At 29.5% G+C, this 19623-nt stretch carries 20 protein-coding genes; 1 reads left to right on the forward strand and 19 read right to left on the reverse strand.

Going from position 1 to position 19623, the window contains the following annotated elements:
• Window positions 1–113: 113 nt before the first annotated feature.
• Genes topA through GXK56_RS18815 form a run of 3 tightly spaced genes read right to left on the reverse strand, consistent with a single transcriptional unit; the run spans window position 114 to window position 4845 of the window.
• A complete protein-coding gene (gene topA, locus GXK56_RS18805) occupies window positions 114–2207 on the reverse strand; it encodes a type I DNA topoisomerase (RefSeq protein WP_160690239.1) in 2094 nt (697 codons plus the stop codon).
• A gap of 46 nt (window positions 2208–2253) precedes the next feature.
• Window positions 2254–3309, reverse strand: coding sequence for a DNA-processing protein DprA (gene dprA, locus GXK56_RS18810; protein ID WP_160690241.1), 1056 nt, complete (start codon window positions 3307–3309; stop codon window positions 2254–2256).
• Window positions 3310–3324: 15 nt separating this feature from the next.
• Window positions 3325–4845, reverse strand: a complete 1521-nt coding sequence (locus GXK56_RS18815; RefSeq protein ID WP_160690243.1) for a YifB family Mg chelatase-like AAA ATPase — start codon at window positions 4843–4845, stop codon at window positions 3325–3327.
• A 133-nt stretch (window positions 4846–4978) separates the two neighbouring features.
• On the opposite strand from GXK56_RS18815, the gene GXK56_RS18820 reads away from it, so the two are divergent.
• Window positions 4979–5347: a YraN family protein gene (locus GXK56_RS18820; RefSeq protein ID WP_160690245.1), complete on the forward strand. Its 369-nt coding sequence runs from the start codon at window positions 4979–4981 to the stop codon at window positions 5345–5347.
• A gap of 144 nt (window positions 5348–5491) precedes the next feature.
• Here the strand turns inward: GXK56_RS18820 and GXK56_RS18825 are convergent, their stop codons facing one another.
• The 16 genes from GXK56_RS18825 to plsX all read right to left on the reverse strand — a co-directional run bounded on the left by GXK56_RS18825 (window position 5492) and on the right by plsX (window position 19575).
• Entirely contained in the window at window positions 5492–6298 is an 807-nt protein-coding gene (locus GXK56_RS18825) for a ribonuclease HII (protein WP_160690247.1), read from the reverse strand.
• A complete protein-coding gene (gene ylqF / locus GXK56_RS18830) occupies window positions 6288–7181 on the reverse strand; it encodes a ribosome biogenesis GTPase YlqF (RefSeq protein WP_160690249.1) in 894 nt (297 codons plus the stop codon). The genes GXK56_RS18825 and ylqF overlap by 11 nt, the downstream gene beginning before the upstream one ends.
• A gap of 117 nt (window positions 7182–7298) precedes the next feature.
• On the reverse strand, window positions 7299–7649 hold the full coding sequence (gene rplS, locus GXK56_RS18835) for a 50S ribosomal protein L19 (protein ID WP_160690251.1): 351 nt from the start codon (window positions 7647–7649) through the stop codon (window positions 7299–7301).
• A gap of 129 nt (window positions 7650–7778) precedes the next feature.
• On the reverse strand, window positions 7779–8498 hold the full coding sequence (gene trmD, locus GXK56_RS18840) for a tRNA (guanosine(37)-N1)-methyltransferase TrmD (RefSeq protein ID WP_160690253.1): 720 nt from the start codon (window positions 8496–8498) through the stop codon (window positions 7779–7781).
• Complete coding sequence (gene rimM / locus GXK56_RS18845; protein ID WP_160690255.1) at window positions 8488–8985, reverse strand: ribosome maturation factor RimM; 498 nt, start codon at window positions 8983–8985, stop codon at window positions 8488–8490. Before rimM ends, trmD begins: the two co-directional genes overlap by 11 nt.
• A gap of 141 nt (window positions 8986–9126) precedes the next feature.
• Window positions 9127–9354: a KH domain-containing protein gene (locus tag GXK56_RS18850; protein ID WP_160690258.1), complete on the reverse strand. Its 228-nt coding sequence runs from the start codon at window positions 9352–9354 to the stop codon at window positions 9127–9129.
• 48 nt (window positions 9355–9402) lie between these two features.
• Window positions 9403–9648: a 30S ribosomal protein S16 gene (gene rpsP, locus GXK56_RS18855; RefSeq protein WP_160690260.1), complete on the reverse strand. Its 246-nt coding sequence runs from the start codon at window positions 9646–9648 to the stop codon at window positions 9403–9405.
• A gap of 80 nt (window positions 9649–9728) precedes the next feature.
• The gene (gene ffh, locus GXK56_RS18860; RefSeq protein ID WP_160690262.1) at window positions 9729–11084 is read right to left on the reverse strand and encodes a signal recognition particle protein; all 1356 of its coding nucleotides are present in this window, start codon (window positions 11082–11084) and stop codon (window positions 9729–9731) included.
• Between the two features lie 13 nt (window positions 11085–11097).
• On the reverse strand, window positions 11098–11427 hold the full coding sequence (locus GXK56_RS18865; RefSeq protein ID WP_160690264.1) for a putative DNA-binding protein: 330 nt from the start codon (window positions 11425–11427) through the stop codon (window positions 11098–11100).
• Between the two features lie 232 nt (window positions 11428–11659).
• Complete coding sequence (ftsY, locus tag GXK56_RS18870; protein WP_160690266.1) at window positions 11660–12568, reverse strand: signal recognition particle-docking protein FtsY; 909 nt, start codon at window positions 12566–12568, stop codon at window positions 11660–11662.
• Window positions 12569–12580: 12 nt separating this feature from the next.
• A complete protein-coding gene (smc, locus tag GXK56_RS18875; RefSeq protein WP_160690268.1) occupies window positions 12581–16144 on the reverse strand; it encodes a chromosome segregation protein SMC in 3564 nt (1187 codons plus the stop codon).
• An 11-nt stretch (window positions 16145–16155) separates the two neighbouring features.
• The gene (locus GXK56_RS27840) at window positions 16156–16254 is read right to left on the reverse strand and encodes a DUF4044 domain-containing protein (RefSeq protein WP_202127910.1); all 99 of its coding nucleotides are present in this window, start codon (window positions 16252–16254) and stop codon (window positions 16156–16158) included.
• Window positions 16255–16418: 164 nt separating this feature from the next.
• Window positions 16419–17447 (reverse strand): radical SAM protein, encoded by a 1029-nt coding sequence (locus tag GXK56_RS18880; RefSeq protein WP_160690270.1) that lies wholly within the window; start codon window positions 17445–17447, stop codon window positions 16419–16421.
• Window positions 17440–18138, reverse strand: coding sequence for a ribonuclease III (rnc, locus tag GXK56_RS18885; RefSeq protein ID WP_160690272.1), 699 nt, complete (start codon window positions 18136–18138; stop codon window positions 17440–17442). The genes GXK56_RS18880 and rnc overlap by 8 nt, the downstream gene beginning before the upstream one ends.
• 124 nt (window positions 18139–18262) lie before the next feature.
• On the reverse strand, window positions 18263–18493 hold the full coding sequence (acpP, locus tag GXK56_RS18890) for an acyl carrier protein (RefSeq protein WP_077849654.1): 231 nt from the start codon (window positions 18491–18493) through the stop codon (window positions 18263–18265).
• 80 nt (window positions 18494–18573) lie between these two features.
• Window positions 18574–19575 carry a phosphate acyltransferase PlsX gene (gene plsX / locus GXK56_RS18895; protein ID WP_160690274.1) on the reverse strand — a complete coding sequence of 334 codons (1002 nt, stop codon included), beginning with the start codon at window positions 19573–19575 and terminating at the stop codon, window positions 18574–18576.
• Between the last annotated feature and the right edge of the window lie 48 nt (window positions 19576–19623).

Below are 19623 nucleotides of genomic sequence, written 5' to 3' on the forward strand. Positions count from 1 at the left end.
TTTTTTTACAAGTTGCTATTAAAACTAGTTTATCATATAAAATTCTGCTTTTCAACACTCTTTTTGTCTGATTCGACAAAATGTTATTACTTAATATCATTTTTTACGAACTTCTAATTTTCTTCGTTATTATCTTTTTTCACTTCTTCTTTGTAGCCGCATTCACTATTAGCACATTCAATAAAAGAGCCTTTAGACTTAGAATATTTTAAAACCATATAAGAATTGCACTTAGGACACTTTTCTTTAACTGGTTCATGCCAGCTTACAAACTTGCATTCAGGATATCCAGTGCATCCAAAGAATTTCTTTCCTTTTTTACTCTTCTTAGCAACAATAGGCTTTCCACACTCTGGACATGGAACTTCTAATTCTTCAACTATAGGTTTTGCATTTTTACATTCAGGATACCCTGGACAAGCTAAAAATTCTCCAAATCTACCTCTCTTAATAACCATCATACGCCCACATTTTTCGCATTTTACATCACTGACTTTATCTTCAATTACAACTTTAGAGATTTCCTTTTCAGCTTTCTCAATAGCAACTTTTAATGGACTGAAAAATTCTTCAACTATTTTAGTCCATTCTTCATTGCCATCTTCTACATCATCTAGTTTCTTTTCCATATCTGCCGTAAAATCTACATCCACTATTTGCTTGAAATATTCACCCATAATATTATTTACTATTTCTCCAAGCTCTGTTGGAACTAAATTTTTCTTTTCTCTAATAACATAATTTCTTCCTAAAATAGTTGAAATAGTTGGAACATAAGTACTTGGCCTTCCTATTCCTTTTTCCTCAAGCAGTTTAACAAATGATGCTTCAGTATATCGAGGGAGTGGTTGAGTAAAATGCTGAGTTCCTTTAAGAGACTCAGTTTTGAGTTCTTCATTTTCTTCTAATTCTGGTAATATAACTGAATTTTCATCTTCTTCATTTAGGTACTCATATATTTTCATAAAACCATCAAATGAAATTACCGAACCAGATGCCTTAAACTTATAATCTCCGTTTAATATATCTATAGAATTTGTATTTAACTCGCACGAAGCCATTTGACTTGCCACAAATCTATTCCAAATTAATGAATATAATTTATATTGTTCTGAAGTCAAATTTTCTTTTGCCACTTGTGGTGTAATTTCAACATAAGTAGGTCTTATTGCTTCATGGGCATCTTGAATATTCTTTTTGCCTTTATATACTCTACGTGTAGGAGGAACATATTTTTCGCCATAGGTATTTTCAATAAATTCCTTAGCTCTTTCTTGCGCCTCTTCAGAAATTCTTACAGAGTCAGTTCTCATATATGTTATCAATCCAACTGTTCCATACCCCTTAACTTCAACACCTTCATAAAGAACTTGCGCTATAGACATAGTTCTTTTAGTCATAAAATTTAACTTTTTATTTGCATCTTGTTGAAGAGTACTTGTTGTAAATGGAGGCAGTGGATTTCTACTTTTCTTACCTTTCTTTATAGAATTTACTATAAAGTTTCCTTTTTCAAGATCTTTTATTATTTTATTCGAAGTTTCTTCATTTTCTATTTCAATCTTTTTACCTTTATATGTTGACAATCTAATAGGAAATTTATTCTTTTCCTTTTTTAATATACAGTCTATTGACCAATATTCCTTTGGAATAAATTCCTTTATCTCTTTTTCTCTATCGCATATTAATTTTAATGCTGCTGATTGAACTCTACCAGCACTTAGCCCCCACTTTACATTTCTCCATAAAATCGGACTTATTTCGTAACCAACAAGTCTATCTAATATTCTTCTTGCTTGCTGTGCATCAACTAAATCCAAATCTATTTTTCTTGCTTCTTTAATAGATGCCTTTACTGCATTTTTTGTTACTTCATTAAATACTATTCTGCAAGTATCATCCTCTGAGATTTTTAAAATATTAGCCAAATGCCACGAAATAGCTTCTCCTTCTCTATCAGGGTCGGTAGCCAGATAAATTTTTTCTGCTTTTTTAGCAGCTTTTCTTAATTTATCTATTAATTCTCCTTTTCCTCTGATAGTTATATATTTAGGAGTATAGTTATTATCTATATCAACACCTAATCTACTTTTAGGTAAATCTCTTACATGCCCCATCGATGCTTCTACAATATAATTTTTTCCCAAATATTTGCCGATTGTTTTTGCTTTGGCCGGCGACTCAACAATTACAAGTTTTTGACCCATAAGTACAACTTCATAAAATTATGAAGTATTCACCCCCCTATATATTTTAAATTGTTCGTACATAGTAATTTCCTGGCAAACAAATAATTTCACTTTTTATCTGCATTTCAAATAATAATGCATATAAAGCTCCTCTGTCAAAAGATGTTTTCTTAAAAATCTCATCAATATGAACTGGTGAATCTGTTATTAATTCTAATATCTCACTTTTTTCAGGCATATTTATTAATGGCGATACATTTACATGCTCCAAGCTGAGTAAAGTTCTCAAATCCTGCAAATCTGTACAAATTTCCGCTCCATCTCTAAGCAATTTATTAGAGCCACTTGCACCCTTATATAATATTGATCCTGGTATACCAATAACTTTTTTTCCCTGATCATGTGCATATCTTGCAGTTATAAGAGATCCACTTTTTTCTGAAGCTTCTATTACTATTACACCATCACTAAGCCCGCTAATTATTCTATTTCTTCTTGGAAAATTTTCTCTTAACGGTTGTGTCCCTAGCAAGAATTCAGAAATTACTACGCCTTTTTCCGCTATCTTTGAAAATAATTTTTTATTTTCAGCAGGATAGGCTATATCTATCCCACAACCTAACACCGATATAGTATATCCATCATTTTCTAAAGCAGTTTTATGTGCAACAGAATCTATCCCTCTTGCACCTCCGCTTATAAGCGTTATATTATTAGTTATAAGCTCCTTTGTCAAGAGTTTTGTTACAGTTAGTCCATAATTTGAGCATTTTCTCGCCCCAACAACTCCTATAGATTTCTTATTTATAACTTCAATATTACCTATATAAAATAAAAAATACGGAGCTGCTATAATTCCTCTCAATTTCTCTTTATATAAAGGATTAGCGTATGTAATATATCCTATGTTTTTTCTAGATAATGTATCTTTAAGTTTTGAAAGTTCATAATACAAATCATCCTTTTGAAAATTTTTTAATTTTTTTGAGATTGTTTCATTTTCTTTTATTATATCCTCAAAATTATTATATACATTTTCTGCTGTTTTATATCTATCAATTAATTTTCTTTTTTGATAACTTGATATATTAACAAGTATTAACCATAATTCGTAATCCATATTTTTCATACCTTCCTATATAATTTCTCCATTAATATTTTTCCTATAACTAAAAGCTTCTAAAATATGACCTTCTGATATATCTTTTTGAGCTTCAATATCAGCTATTGTTCTTGCTAGTTTAATCACCTTTCCATATCCTCTTAAAGATACATTAGAATCATTATAGTAATGTTTTAAAATTTCAGTACATCTATTAGTAACTCTGCATATTTCAAAAATATTTTTTCCTTTTATCTCAGAGTTATATTTATATACTGTATTTTTAAATCTTTCTTTTTGAATTTCCCTTGCTCTAAATACATTTTCTCTCATAACCTTAGAATCATATGAATCCTTTTGATTTTCTATTTCCTCATAGTTTAATCTTGGAACATAATTTAAAATATCAACCCTATCTAATAAAGCACTTGAAAACTTTTGATTATATCTTTTAATTTTACTATTTAAATAATATTGTTCTTGCATATTATCTCTATTTTCGTTATTATCTACTGGATTAAATGCTCCAACAAGTAAAAAGTCAGCAGGCATTTGATAACTTCCACTTAATCTATTAATATTCACACATTTCTCTTCAAGTGGTTCCCTCAATGCTTCTAGCACTTCCTTTTTAAATTCCAAAATTTCATCCAAAAACAATATTCCATTATGAGCCAACGTTATTTCTCCAGGCTTTATTTCTTTTCCACCACCTACCAAGGCTATTCTTGTTGTAGTGTGATGTGGCGCCCTGAAAGGCCTTACAATATTTGTTGTTTTATTAAGTAAGCCACATGCACTATATATCTTCGCAATTTCAATTAATTCCTCCTCAGATAGAGATGGTAAAATAGTCATTAATGCTTTTGCAAGCATTGTTTTGCCACATCCAGGCTCTCCATAAAGAATAATATTATGTTTACCAGCTGCTGCTATTTCCAAAGCTCTTTTTGAAGAATATTGTCCGATAATTTCTCCATAATCCATCGCTTCTTCTTTTTCTTCATATTTAATTTTCTTTTCTCCTTCATAAGGAAGCACATCATTATAGGTTATACAAGAAATCACTTCATTTAAGTTTTTTAATGGATAATATTCACCTCCGTTTAGATAACAGCATTCTTCTAAATTATCATAAGGAAAAATAAACTTATTAATACTTTCATTTACTCCCTCTACGATTATTGGTATAGTACCTTTTACTGCTTTAAGCTCGCCAAATAAGGATAACTCTCCAAATATTATAGAATCCACCATATCCTTTCTGCATATTTGATTAGATTCCATAAGAATACCAAGTGCCATAGGTAAATCTAAGAGAGATCCTATCTTCCTAACATCTGCTGGTGCCAAATTAATAGTAATTCTTCCTAAAGGAAATTCAAAACCACAATTCGTTATTGCTGCCCTAACCCTTTCCTTTGCTTCTTTTACTGAAGTATCTGGCAAGCCTACTATGTTAAACATAGGTAACCCCTTAGAAATATCTACTTCTACATTTATTAAAAATCCTTCTAAACCGTTGTGCGTTGCACTAATTATTTTCACTGCCATAAAAATCACCCTTTGAGATTATGGACACAAATTCAATAATTAATTCTCCAAAATGAAAATTGTTTAATTTATTCTTTAATGGTTAATAATTTTTATATAATTAAGTTTTCCATTATTCAATAGGAGTGATTTAGTGAAGAAATTAAATAGAGATATTGGTACTTATTGCGAAGATATAGCTAAAGAATATTTAAAGAAAAATAACTATAATATAGTAGCTTGCAATTTTAGAAATTTCTTAGGAGAGCTTGATATTATATGTCTCCAAAATAATATATTAATAATTATTGAAGTTAAGGGAAGATATAATTACGATTATGGATTTCCAAGAGAAGCCGTAAATATTTCAAAGCAAAAAACTATAATAAAAGTTACTAATTGTTATATTAGTTATAAAAATTTAAGGAATGTTAATATAAGATTTGATGTAATTGAAGTTTATTTAAATTCAAAAAATTCAATTGTTAAAATAAATCATTTAAAAGACGCTTTTAGAGCCTAAGTAGAAAAAAATTATACATTCAAACAAAGAAACTCTGTAACAATACTATTTTAGTATTGTTACAGAGCTTTTATTATAGAGCTGAAAAAAACATATAAATTTAAAACACCAAAAATTAATTTTCTACAAAATACATCTATATTCTTATAGTAATTTTGTCAAAAAACTATTTCTGTGAATTTCACATTTCCCATGTTCTTTTAAAGCTTCTATATGTTTTGAGGTACCATATCCAACATTGTTTTCAAAATCATAATGTGGATATTTTTTAGCATATTCCTTCATAATATTATCTCTATATACTTTAGCTACAATTGATGCTGCTGCAATACACGCGCTCTTTGTATCACCTTTTATAACAGATTTATTTTCTATTTTAATATTCTTAACCAAATAGCCGTCAGATAATACTAAATCAGGTTTTACATCAAGAGAATTGCAGCTATCTAAAAAAACTTTATTATTAGAAAATGCTATTCCCTTTTCATCTATTTCTTCATTAGAAGAAACTGATATATGATAACTTAATGCTTTTTCTTTTATAATATGAGAAAGTTCTATTCTTTTTTCTTCTTTTACTTTTTTAGAGTCATTTAAGTATAAAATTAATTCTTCATCCAAAACATTTAAGTCCAAAATAACAGCACATGCAACAATAGGTCCTGCAAGCGGCCCTCTTCCAACTTCATCCACACCTGCAACATATTTATATTCTCCAAAGGATTTATCAAATTCATACATTTTTCTAACTCTTTTAACTTCATTTAGATATAAATCTAATTCCTTTTGAATTTTAGTTTTAAGGGCTAACACATTCTTTCTTTTATCATCTTCAAACCACTCTAAAACTTTGGAACTCTTTCCACTTTTATATAAGTCAATTATAGAAATATTATTAATTTCTTCTTTAATTTCAGCAAATGACAAAGATTTTATATCTTTATTTATCATCAGTTTCTTCTCCCAACTGACCTTCTTCAACTTTTTCATCATTTGGACGTTCTAAAGAGATATTGCCTATTTTTCCACCTCTAAATTCATCAAGCAGAATAACAGCAATTCTATTATAATCAATTTGTCCTCCAGAAATTAAAGCCCCTCTTTTTTTGCCTATCGCATCTAGAGTATCTAATGGATTTTCAAAAACTTGCTGCAACTTATATCTTTCTTTTAATTTAGCTTCGTAGGTTGTTTGTAATCTTTCCACAAGCTTTAAAGCCAATTCTTCTATATCCATGATTTCATCTTTTATAGCACCTGTAAAAGCTAAATTTAAGGCCGTTTCATCATCTTCAAATCTAGGCCATAATACTCCTGGCGTATCTAAAAGTTCAATTCCAATACTAGTCTTGATCCATTGCTTGCTTTTAGTAACCCCTGGTCTATCACCAGTTTTAGCTATATTATTTCTTGCTAATTTATTTATAAAAGTTGATTTTCCAACGTTAGGTATTCCAACCACCATAACTCGCGTAATAATATTAACCATACCTCTTGCTTTTAATCTATCATGCTTTTCCTTTAATAAAGTAAGTAGTGCAGGTTTTATATTTTTAAGTCCATCTCCTTTTAAACAATTCACTTCCAATACTTTAACATCATCTTTGGTTAAATATTTAATCCACTCTTTTGTTATATTACTGTCAGTTAAATCACTCTTATTTAAAAGTATAATTCTAGGTTTTCCTTCTAATAATTTTTCAATATCAGGATTTGCTGAACTTCTTGGAATTCTAGCATCTCTTATTTCTATCACAGCATCAACTAATCCTAAATTTTCTTTAATTTCTCTTTGAGTTTTTTTCATATGCCCTGGGAACCAATTTATTGCCATATAGATTCCTCCTTAAATTTATTTATATAATTAATTATTCACCATTCACTATTCATTTTGGGTTATAAAAAATTTTTTATGCAATAAAAAAAGGACTGAAACAGTCCCTTTTAAATACTATCTAGTTAATAATTCTTTAACTTTAGCAGCCTTACCAACTCTATCTCTTAAGTAGTAAAGTTTAGCTCTTCTTACTTTACCTTTTCTTGAGATTTCGATTTTGTCGATGATTGGTGCATTCATTGGGAATGTTCTTTCAACACCAGTTCCATAAGCAACTCTTCTTACAGTGAAAGTTTCTCTTAATCCACCATTTTGCTTTTTGATAACAGTACCTTCGAACATTTGGATTCTTTCTTTGTTACCTTCTTGAATCTTAACGTATACCTTTATAGTATCCCCGATTCTAAAGTTAGGTAAGTCAGTTCTGATTTGTTCAGCTTCAATAGCTCTTATTATTTCATTCATTGTGCATTCCCTCCTTAAACGATAATTTGACGTTCTTAACATATAAATACTGACAGAGGAACGCCCGTACTAGCACAAATTTAATAATATCATATATTTTTTTATTTTTCAACAAAATTTATATTATTTCTATTTATCTTTATTACTTTTTAAAATTTTAATGTCTTCTTTACTTAAAATAACATTTTTATATAAATCAGGTCTCTTTCTTTTAGTTATATTTAAAGATTGAAGCCTTCTCCATTTACGTATATTTTCATGATGACCAGACAAAAGTATTTCTGGAACTTTTTCTCCTTCAAATTCTTCTGGTCTTGTATATTGAGGATATTCTAACAAACCATTATAAAAAGACTCTTCCATATAGCTTTCTTCTTTCCCAAGAACTCCTGGAATAAGCCTTAAAACACTATCTATAACAGGAATTGCCGCCATTTCTCCTCCAGTCAAAACAAAATCTCCAAGGGAAATTTCCATATCTATATGCTTATAAACTCTTTCATCTATACCTTCGTAATGACCGCATAAAAATACAATTCCTTCTTCAACAGAAAGTTCTTTTGCAATTTCTTGATTAAAAGTTTTTCCTCTAGGTCCAAGAAATATAACTTTACCTTTGTTAGTTTCTTTTGCTTTTCTTATACAATCAACTATTGGTTGAGGCGCCATAACCATTCCTGCACCGCCTCCATAGGGATAATCGTCTACCTTCTTATGCTTATTTAAGGTATAATCTCTTATGTTTAATAATTCTAAATCAATTAATTTATTTTCTCGTGCTCTTCCAATAATACTATGATCAAAAATAGAAAACATTTCTGGAAACAATGTTAATATGCTAATCTTCATCTTGCCACTCACCAACTGGTTTAATAACTATTTTTTTAGACTCTATATCTATTGTAAATACAATATCTTTAAGTACAGGAATTAGCAACTCTTTTGGCTCCTTTATCCAATACACATCATTATTAGGAGTACTTATAACGTCAAATATCTTTCCTAATTCCTTATCATTTGTGTCATATACTGTACATTTTTTTAAATCTACAACGTAATGAGTATCTGGTGGAAGTTCTGGTTCATCTGCTCTTGGTATTTCAATATATTTTTCCTTATAAGTTTCAGCGTCATTCATAGAATCTATTCCTTCTATTTTTAAAATAACTCTATCCTTTTGAAACTTAACACCTTGTATCTTTTTTTCAACACCATCAACCAAAACAGTTTTTAGTCGTTTAAATTTATTAGGATCTTCTGTTAATGGATAAACCTTAACTTCTCCTTTTATTCCATGAGTATTTATAATTTTGCCAATTTTAAATAATTGCTCCAATCATTTCACCTCTGTTTTTTATAATATTTATTATTAATTTAAATTATACATGATTAAATTGTTATTTTTAAGTATGTATAATTTAACCATTAATTTTCTTTTAATACTTAAAAAGAGTTAGGTTACCCTAACTCTCAATTTTTAGATGATTTCTATTATTACTCGTTTATTCTGTTTAACCGCTACAGCCTTTATAACTGTTCTTATAGCCTTAGCAATTCTTCCTTGCTTACCTATAATTTTCCCCATATCCTCTGGTGCTACTGTTAATTTTAGTACTATGGAATCATCTTCCTCTACCTCTTTAACAATAACTGAATCTGGGTTTTCAACAAGGGATTTAGCCATAAATTCAACTAATTCCTTCATAAACGTCCACAATCAGTATGTACTAATTGCAGAATTCACCTCCAAAAATTACTTAGTAAGACCTGCATTGTTGAAAAGTCTTTTAACTACGTCTGTTGGTTGTGCTCCATTAGATAACCATTTATTAGCTTTTTCTTCATTGATTTTAACTTCAACTGGTTCAGTTAATGGATTGTAGTATCCAATTTCTTCAACGAACTTACCATCTCTTGGTGCTCTTGAATCTGCAACAACGATTCTATAGAAAGGAGCTTTCTTAGATCCCATTCTTCTTAATCTGATTTTTACTGCCATTTTAATTTCACCTCCTTTAAAGGTATTATTATATATTTTAGGTATAGCATATAAATGCTTAACCGAATATGTCTTTACTTTTAGAACGGCAACTTTCCAAATAAACCGCCGCCTCTTTTTGCCTGCTTTTGAAATGACTTCATTTGTTTCATGTTCTTTTTCATCATTTCATAGCCTTTCATAAGCTTATTAACCTCTTGAACATTAGTACCCGATCCTTTAGCTATTCTTAGCTTTCTTGAAGGAGATTTTACTATAAGACTAGGATTTTTTCTTTCCTTAGATGTCATAGATTGAATAATCGCCTTAGTTTTATCAAGCGCTTCTGTTCCTTTTTCAAAATCAACACCTTGAAGTTCTTTCGAATTCATGCCAGGTATCATTTCCATAATTTTATTTAAAGGTCCAAGCTTTTTCATCTGCTCCATTGCCATTAGGTAATCATCAAAGTTAAATTCTTGATTTAACATTCTCTTACCTAAATCAGCTGCTTCCTTTTCATCAATTGCCTCTTGAGCCTTTTCAATAAGTGATAATACATCACCCATCCCAAGTATTCTTGATGCCATTCTATCTGGATGGAACACTTCAAAATCATTCATTTTTTCACCAATACCAGCATACTTAATTGGTTTATCAATTATGGTTTTGATTGAAAGTGCAGCTCCGCCTCTTGTATCACCATCTAACTTTGTTAGTATAACTCCAGTTAAGTCTAAGTCATTATTAAAACTTTCTGCTACATTAACAGCATCTTGACCTGTCATAGAATCAACAACTAATAAAATTTCTGATGGATTAACATTTGCTTTTATATTTTTTAATTCCTGCATTAATTCTTCGTCAATATGAAGTCTACCTGCAGTATCTATAATAACTACATTATTTCCATTGTCTTTTGCATGAGCTATTCCATTCTTTGCAATATCAACAGGATTAACTTTATCTCCCATTGAGAATACTGGAATTTCAATTTGTTTTCCTACTACTTCTAATTGTTTTATAGCAGCAGGTCTGTAAATATCACATGCCACAAGTAATGGCTTCTTATTATCTTTTCTAAGGTTTAATGCAAGCTTACCACACATAGTAGTTTTACCTGCCCCCTGTAGTCCAACTAACATAATAACTGTAAGTCCTGAACTACTGTAGTTAAGTTTACTTTCACTTCCACCCATAAGATTAGTAAGTTCTTCGTTAACTATCTTTATTACATGTTGTCCTGGTGTTAAGCTTTCAAGTACTTCAGCTCCAACACACTTTGAACTAACAGACGAAATAAATTGTTTAACAACTTTATAGTTAACATCTGCTTCTAACAAGGCAAGCTTTACTTCTCTCATGGCTTCTTTTATATCTTTTTCAGTTAACTTTCCTTTACCTTTCAGTTTTTTGAAAGTTTCCTGTAATTTTTCACCTAATCCTTCGAAAGCCATGTTTACCTCCTCCTTATAAATTTTCTAGTTTATTTTTATATTTTATAATATCCTCATTATCTATGGAATACTTATTTTTTAAATCTTCTAAAAAATTTATAATTTCTTTTTCTCTATCAAAACTCTTTTGAAGTAAGTTAAGCTTACTTTCATAGGCTAGAAGTTGTTTGTAACATCTTTTGATCAAATCGTGAATAGCTTGACGACTCGTATTATTAATTTCAGCTATTTCAGCTAAAGATAAATCATCATTATAATACCATTGCATAATTTCAATTTGCTTCTCAGTTAACAATGGACCGTAATAATCCATAAGTAACGATATCTCAACTCTATTTTCCATTTAATCACCTTACCCACAAAAGAGATTTTAACAGGATTTTTTATAAGTGTCAAGTATTTTTACTTAACACTTATAAAAAATTAATATTTTCTCATATTTTTAATTATCTTGGTTGTGCTTAATAAGTTCCGCATTGCAGCATAGCTGCTCTTTTTATAGGTGTTTATTTTTCCAAATTCCGTTAGGAATTTGTTCCTAATTGTTAACTGTTAATCGTCAATTCTTAATTAATCTAAATCAAAGCTTCCGCAAAACCTTCTGCATCAAATTTTTGAAGGTCATCAATTCCTTCTCCAACTCCTATATATCTAACAGGAATGTTTAAGCTTTGTTTTATAGATAATACAACTCCACCTTTTGCAGTTCCATCTAATTTTGTTAATATTATTCCATCAATAGGACATGCCTCCATAAATTGCTTTGCTTGAATTACAGCATTTTGCCCTGTTGTTGCATCTAAAACGAGTAATGTTTCTTTTTTATAGCCTTCCAATTCCCTGTCTATTATTCTGTTTATCTTTTCAAGCTCATTCATTAAATTCTTTTTATTATGGAGTCTTCCAGCAGTATCACATATTAATAAATCCACATTTCTAGCTTTTGCAGCCTGTATTGCATCAAAAACAACTGCTGCAGGATCTGATCCTTCTTGATGTTTTACTATGTCAACTTCAGCACGACTACTCCAAACCTCAAGCTGATCTATTGCTGCTGCTCTGAAAGTATCTGCTGCTGCTAACAGAACTTTTTTACCTTCTTCTTTATTTTTAGCTGCAAGCTTTCCTATAGATGTTGTCTTCCCAACACCATTTACACCAATTACAAGCATAACCTTTTTTCCTTCTGTTTCATCTTCATAAGCTCCCTCAAGCAATAAGTCTTTTATTACTTCCTTTAAGGCTGGCTTAACTGCTTGTGGATCATTTATTTTTTCCTTACGTATTTTAGTTCTTAATCTTTCAATTATATCAACTGTTGTATCCATCCCCACATCTGATACTATTAGAATTTCTTCTAATTCTTCATATAAATCCTCATCAATGGTGATTGCTAAATTTAAAGCTTCATTAATTTTATCAGTTAATCCATCTCTAGTTTTCGATAATCCCTCTTTTAGTTTATTAAATAAATTTCCAAACAAATCCTTTTCCTCCTAATTAAAATTTTCTGTCAGGTCTACTGATACTACCTTAGATATACCTTTTTCCTCCATAGTTACTCCATATATAATATCACTAACCTCCATAGTACCTTTTCTATGGGTTATAATAATAAATTGAGTATTTTTAGAAAATAACTTTAAGAATTCTGCATATCTATATACATTAGCATCATCTAGGGCTGCTTCTATTTCATCCAATATACAGAATGGTGTAGGCTTCATCTTTAATATTGCAAAAAGCAGCGCTATCGCAGATAAAACCTTCTCTCCACCAGACATTAAATTAATATTTTGAAGTTTTTTACCCGGCGGTTCTACATTTATATCTATGTTAGCTGTAAGTTCATCACCTTCACCTAATATAAGTTCAGCACTTCCACCTTTAAACAAATCTTTAAAAGTTTCATTAAAATTATAATTTAAAATTTTGAAGTTTTCTTTAAATACATTCTTCATTTCATTAGTCATATCTTCAATAACAGAAATTAATTCTTTTTTAGCATTTTCTAAATCCTCTGCCTGAGCTGACATGAATTCATATTTATCTTTTATTTCTTCATACTCTTCTATAGCAGCCAAATTTACAATTCCAAGCCTTGTTATCTTGCTTTTTGTAGATGATATTTCTTGTTTTAATGATTCCTCATTAAATACAGGAACACATATATCTAGAGCTTCTGCATATGTTAATTCAAGTTCTTCATTAAGTTTGGTATAAACATGTTCCTTATCAGATTCTTTTTTTGCCTTGATTACTTGTTTCTTATTAACTTCCATTTCTTTAAGGCTTATTTCATCTAAAATACCTCTTATCAAATTATCTTTTTCTCTAAATTCCTGTTTTAATTTTTCCTTTAGCAATTCATCATCTTTAAAATTTACTTCTAAATTTTGAATTTTAATAATATTTTCTTTTATGTTCTTATTTTTCACTTCTATTTCATTTTTTAAACTTTCAATGCTATTTCTATTATCAATATTTTCGTTATTTAGAAGTTCATTTTTATGAGTTACATTTTGAATTTCATTATCCATTCTAAGCAATTCATTTTTTCTATTTTGTATAGCTTCATCTAAAGTAGCCTTATTTATTTTCATATCTGTAAGTTTAGCTTCATTACCGCTTACTTCTTGAGCTTTAGTATCTATTATTTCTTGTAATTCTATACTCTTGTTTTTATTAGATATATTTTTATTTTCAAGTAATTCAACTTCTGTTTCTTTAACTTTCAATCTTTCTAATAAGTTATTTTTTTCATTTATTGCTTTTTCAAGCTCCTCTTTAGCTAACTCTAAATTTTTCTTTAATTTATCAGTATCGCTCTTTAATACTTGAATTTCACTTTCTTTTTTGGCTAACTCAATATTTTTTTCATGAACTTCATCTCTTTTATTTAATGTACCTTCATCTAATTTTTTTATTTCATTTTTAATATTTTCAACTAAAACCCTCAACTCTTCATGACGATTTTTTTTACTTTGTATATCAAGAGTTAATTCTTCAATTTCTCTTTTTCTACCTAAAACATTAGAATTTTTCCCTTTTATGCTACCACCAGTCAAGGCACCGCCCGGATTTATAACTTCACCTTCTAAAGTAACAATTTTATAATTATACTTTCCAATACGCGCAATATTTAAAGCACAATCCATATTAGTACAAATTATTGTTCTTCCAAGAACATAATTCATTATATTATCGTATTCTTTTTCATAAGATATTACATCACTTCCAATGCCAACATAACCTTCAGCTCCTGTAATGCTCTTGTCCAATTCTAACTTTCTTCCCTTAATTATGTTTAAAGGCAGGAAAGTTGCTCTTCCTAAATTATTCTTCTTTAAATAGCTAATAAGAACTTTAGCCACTTCCTCATTTTTAGTTATCACATTAGATATTGCTGCTCCTAAAGCTATTTCTATAGCAGTTTCATACTTTCTTTCAACAGTAAAAACTTCACCTAAAACTTTCGTATCACCGGCTGATGCAATTCTATCTTGGTGAATGGATTCCATTAAAGATTTTACTGGCCTATTATACCCTTCATAATGTTTTTCTAAGTTTTCTAACATTGCTTTATTGGCATCAAGTTTAGTAATAGCACTGTTTAATTCCCTAAATTCATTTTCCTTCTTAGTTAGATTGGCAGATAATACACCTATCTTTTTCTTATCTTCAGATATTTCTAACTCTAAACTACGTATTTTATCCTTTTGTCTTTCAACATCATTATTTAACCCTTCATGTGTTGCAGAATTGATCACTATATTATGTTCTAAGGATGAAATTGATGAATTTAAAGTCTCCTTTTTTTCTTCTCTTAGAGAAATATCCTTATTTAATATAGTAATTTCATTTTTTATTTCCGAATTATTTCGTAGTAATTCAAACTCACCCTCTTTTAAAGCTTTAAGATCTTCTTCTATAGCTTTAAGCTCCTGAGAACATTTTGCATTATTCTCTATTAACTGTTCAATATCTTGGTTGCCCAATTTTTGTTCTTCTAATCTTTTATTTAATTCTTCTTCTAGTAATATTTTATTTTCATTTATTTCTTTGATTTTATTTTCTATATCACTTAATTCATAATTATTTCTATTAATCTTTTCTTCAAAGTTTTTAATTCTTTCATTACAAAGATCTATATTCTTTTCATCTTCACTAACTAATTCTTTTAAGCTATAATACTGTTCTTTTTCTTCTAAGTTTTTCTTTTCTATTTCTTCTATGTTTTCTTCCAAAGCTCTAAGCTTTTCCTTGTCGCTTGCTATTTCTTTTCTTTTATCTTCAATTTCTTTAATTTTCGCTTCCAAATCTTCATTAAAGCTTTTCAGTTCCTCTTCCATATTATTAATAACATGGACAATAAGAGATACTTCCTTCTCCTTTAAATCTTTGGATAATTCATTAAATTCTAATGCTTTTTCTCTTTCAATTCTCAAAGGTTCTATACGTTCCTCATAAGTAGATAAAATATCATTTATTCTAACTAAATTTTCATCAGTATTACTTAATTTCTTTTCCGCTTCTTCTTTTCTATTTTTAAATTTCACAATACCAGCAGCTTCTTCTAAAAGAGATCGTCTTTCTTCAGGTCTTCCACTTAATATAGCTTCAATCTTACCTTGTCCAATTAACGAATATCCTTCTTTACCTATTCCAGTATCCATAAATAAATTAGTAACATCTTTTAATCTACATTTTGTATTATTTATTAAATACTCAGACTCTCCTGATCTAAATATTCTTCTCGATACTGTTACCTCGTTATATTCTGTAGCTAATTTTTCATCACTGTTATCAAGAGTTAATGAAACTTGTGCAAGTCCGACAGGCTTTCTAAACTGAGTTCCTGCAAAAATTACATCCTCCATCTTTCCGCCTCTCAGTACTTTTATACTTTGTTCTCCAAGTACCCATCTTACAGCATCTGAAATATTACTTTTTCCACTTCCGTTAGGTCCAACTACTGCTGTTACTCCTTTTCTAAATTTTAATTCCGTCTTATCAGCAAAGGACTTAAATCCTCTAATCTCAAGAGATTTTAAAAACATGCGCCCACTCCTTACAAAGAAAGTATAGTAGGTATTAATCCTATAATAAATATTATTATAACGAAAATAGCCATTATAATTTTCATTCTTTCTCTAGTTTTTTTTCTCATACAAAACACTCCTTATTGTATTTTAGTTTATAGTAAAGATTAATAAATATCAATACAACAGTTCTAATACCTAAAACAAAGTAACTGTAATCCCATATTTAATGATTTATTAGCAATCATTAACATAAAACTTCTAGCATATTAAAAGCGAGAGTCACCTCTCGCTAATATATTATATCTAATTTTTTATTCTTTAGACAGAGTTTTATATGTCCTCTTTCTATTTTATCATTTTGCTTTACAGTAATATTTTTTTTCAATTCCTTAAGTTTGTTAAAGTATAACTTTTTATTAGCATAAAGCTTGCTTAAATCTTTTGAATTAATTTCTATTACTGCTCCATCTTCCTCTTTCATATTTTCTAGAATTATATCAGCAATTAAACTTCCTTCAACTAATTCTCTAAAAGATGGATGAAACGGACCCGCAACAATATCTTTGCCTTCATTTATAGTTTCCGTTGGCTGCAATCCTATTCTAATTACATTTATATTATTTTTTCTATACATATCGTACATAATTTTGCTTATATTAACTGCCTCTTCCAAAGAATACGGAATATAATCCTTTCGTTCATACATTTGTTCCATAGGTGTATCTTTTATAACCAACGATGGGTATATTCTGCAAATGTCAGGTTGCATTTCAATTGAAGCCTTAGTAGTTTTAATATCCTTATCAAATGTATCGCCAGGAAGTCCAGGCATTATCTGATGGCCTAATATAATCTTATATTCTTTAATAAGCTTAGAAGCATTAACAACATCCTGAACGCTGTGCCCTCTTCCTGCTTTTTTTAAAACCTCATCATCTAGTGATTGAACTCCTAACTCTATTATATCGACTCCATATTCCTTAAGGTAAGTTAATATATAATCATTAATATAATCTGGTCTAGTAGAAAGTCTTATTTTATCTATAAGCTTTTTATCTTTGAAATCCTTTGCTACTTTTAGCAGTTCTCTTTGTTTTTCTTCTCTTATACCAGTAAATGTTCCACCAAAAAAGGAAACCTCAATAGTAGCACTTTTATTTTTTATTGTTTCTAAATAATCATTTATAGTATTTCTCACCATTTCAGCTGTTACTACTTCATCTGAACCAGTTATTCTATCTTGATTGCAAAATACACAATTATGTGGACATCCTTCATGTGGTACAAATATAGGTACTATATAATAATTCTTACTCATTCAAACCATCCATTTTATCTAATGCTTGTTTCGCAGCATTTTGTTCTGCTTCTTTTTTACTATAGCCCGACCCTTCACCCATAAGTTTTTTATCTATGATTACATTTGTAAAAAACTTTCTTCTATGGGGAGGTCCTTCATATCTAGTTAATTCATATTGAATAACTATTTCTCCATCCTTTTGAAGAAGTTCTTGAAGTTTTGTCTTAAAGTCTAACACTATTTCATTGTTTATAGCTTTCTTTATTACTTCCTCAAAATGAAGCAGTATAAAATCTCTAACAAACCCAATTCCTTTGTCTAAATAAACTGCAGCAATTACTGCTTCAACCGCATCGGCTTGTATTGAAATTCTTTCTCTTCCCCCAGTAAGTTCTTCTCCCTTACTCATTCTAATATAGTTTCCAAGGTTTATTTTCTTTGCTATTTCATAAAGAGAGTTTTCACATACTATTAAACTTCTGATTTTAGTTAATTCACCTTCACTCTTATGCTTAAAATTATTAAATAGGTGTTCTGTAATACAAAGCTGTAATACCGAATCTCCTAAAAATTCAAGCCTTTCATTGTATTCAGCATCCTTAAACTGATTTCCAAAGGAACTATGTGTAAGCGCTGTTTTTAATAACGTAGGGTTATTAAAATAAACTCCTAAGTTTTCTTCTATTTCTTTAAGGGTATATCTATTCATCAATTCCACTCCTTGAAGTGTATTCTTCAATCTGCTAAAAACTCAATAGATACTAATATAACAAATTCAAGAATAAACTAAATAATTCTGAAAATATAAAATCCCGCAGACATGCGGGATTATTTTATTCTTCGTGATGAGCTTTTACGTAATTGACAACATCTCCAACTGTTTTAAAGTTTTCAACATCTTCGTCTGGAATTTCGATATCTAGTTCATCTTCTAGAGCCATGATAAGCTCAACTATATCTAATGAGTCAGCATTTAAATCTTCAATAAATGATGCTTCCATAACAACGCTTTCTACATCGATACTTAATTTATCAGCAATAATTGCTTGGATTTTTTCAAACATCTGTTTCACCTCCCAAGTTCTACATTTAGATAATAGTATATATTGATTAAATCGTCAATATTAGTTTCAATATATTTTTATTAATTTTCTATATTAAATTCATTTTTTATATTATCTAATACATTATTTTCATAAAATATCTTAGTTTGCCTTATAGCATTTTTAAAGGCTTTTGCATCCGAACTACCATGAGCCTTGATACAAATTCCATCAACACCTAAAAATGGTGCTCCACCATATTCTTTATAATCAACTTTTTTAAGAAGATTTTTGAGTACAGGTTTTAAAAGAACTATCCCTAATTTAGATATAATTGATGAATTGAGGATTTCATCCTTTATCATTCCCAAAATGCTAGAAGCAGCTCCTTCATACATCTTTAAAGCTGTATTCCCAACAAATCCATCACTTACTAAAATATTAGTATCTCCTGTGGGAATATCTCTAGGTTCTATGTTACCTTTAAAATTCAAATCTTTTTCTTCTTTTAAAAGCTTAAAGGTTGCTTTAGTAAGCTCATTTCCTTTTTCTTCTTCTTCTCCAATATTAATAAGACCAATAGAAGGATTTTTTACATTGAAAACCTTTTGGTAATAGATCTTACCCATTTTAGCAAATTGAACCAAAAACCCTGGCTTGCAATCTACATTAGCTCCAACATCTACTATCATAAAATTTCCACGTCTTCCTGGCATTATAGGTGCAAGCGCTGGTCTTTCAACACCTTTAATTCTCCCTACAATCAAAGTACACCCAGCTAGAAACGCTCCTGTACTTCCTCCTGATATTATTGCATCACAAGTTCCTTCCTTAACTAAATTCATAGCCTTAACTATACTAGAATCTTTTTTCTTTCGCAGTGCCATAACTGGGTGTTCATTAGGCAAAATAACCTCTTTAGCATCAATTACATTAATAAGCTCTTTAGGATAAGTATATTTAGCCAATTCCGAATTAATGACCTCCTCAGGCCCTGTAATAACAAATTTAATATTATCATATTCTTTTATAGCTTGAATTACACCTTCTATTACAGCTCCAGGTGCATTATCTCCACCCATACCATCAATAGCTATCTTCATTATATAATCCCCCCTCTTCATTGTATTTATGCAATTAACAAAGTAGTC

Origin of the sequence: Clostridium sp. C2-6-12, from assembly GCF_009928485.1 — a bacterium.
In the GTDB taxonomy this organism is placed as follows: domain Bacteria; phylum Bacillota; class Clostridia; order Clostridiales; family Clostridiaceae; genus Clostridium.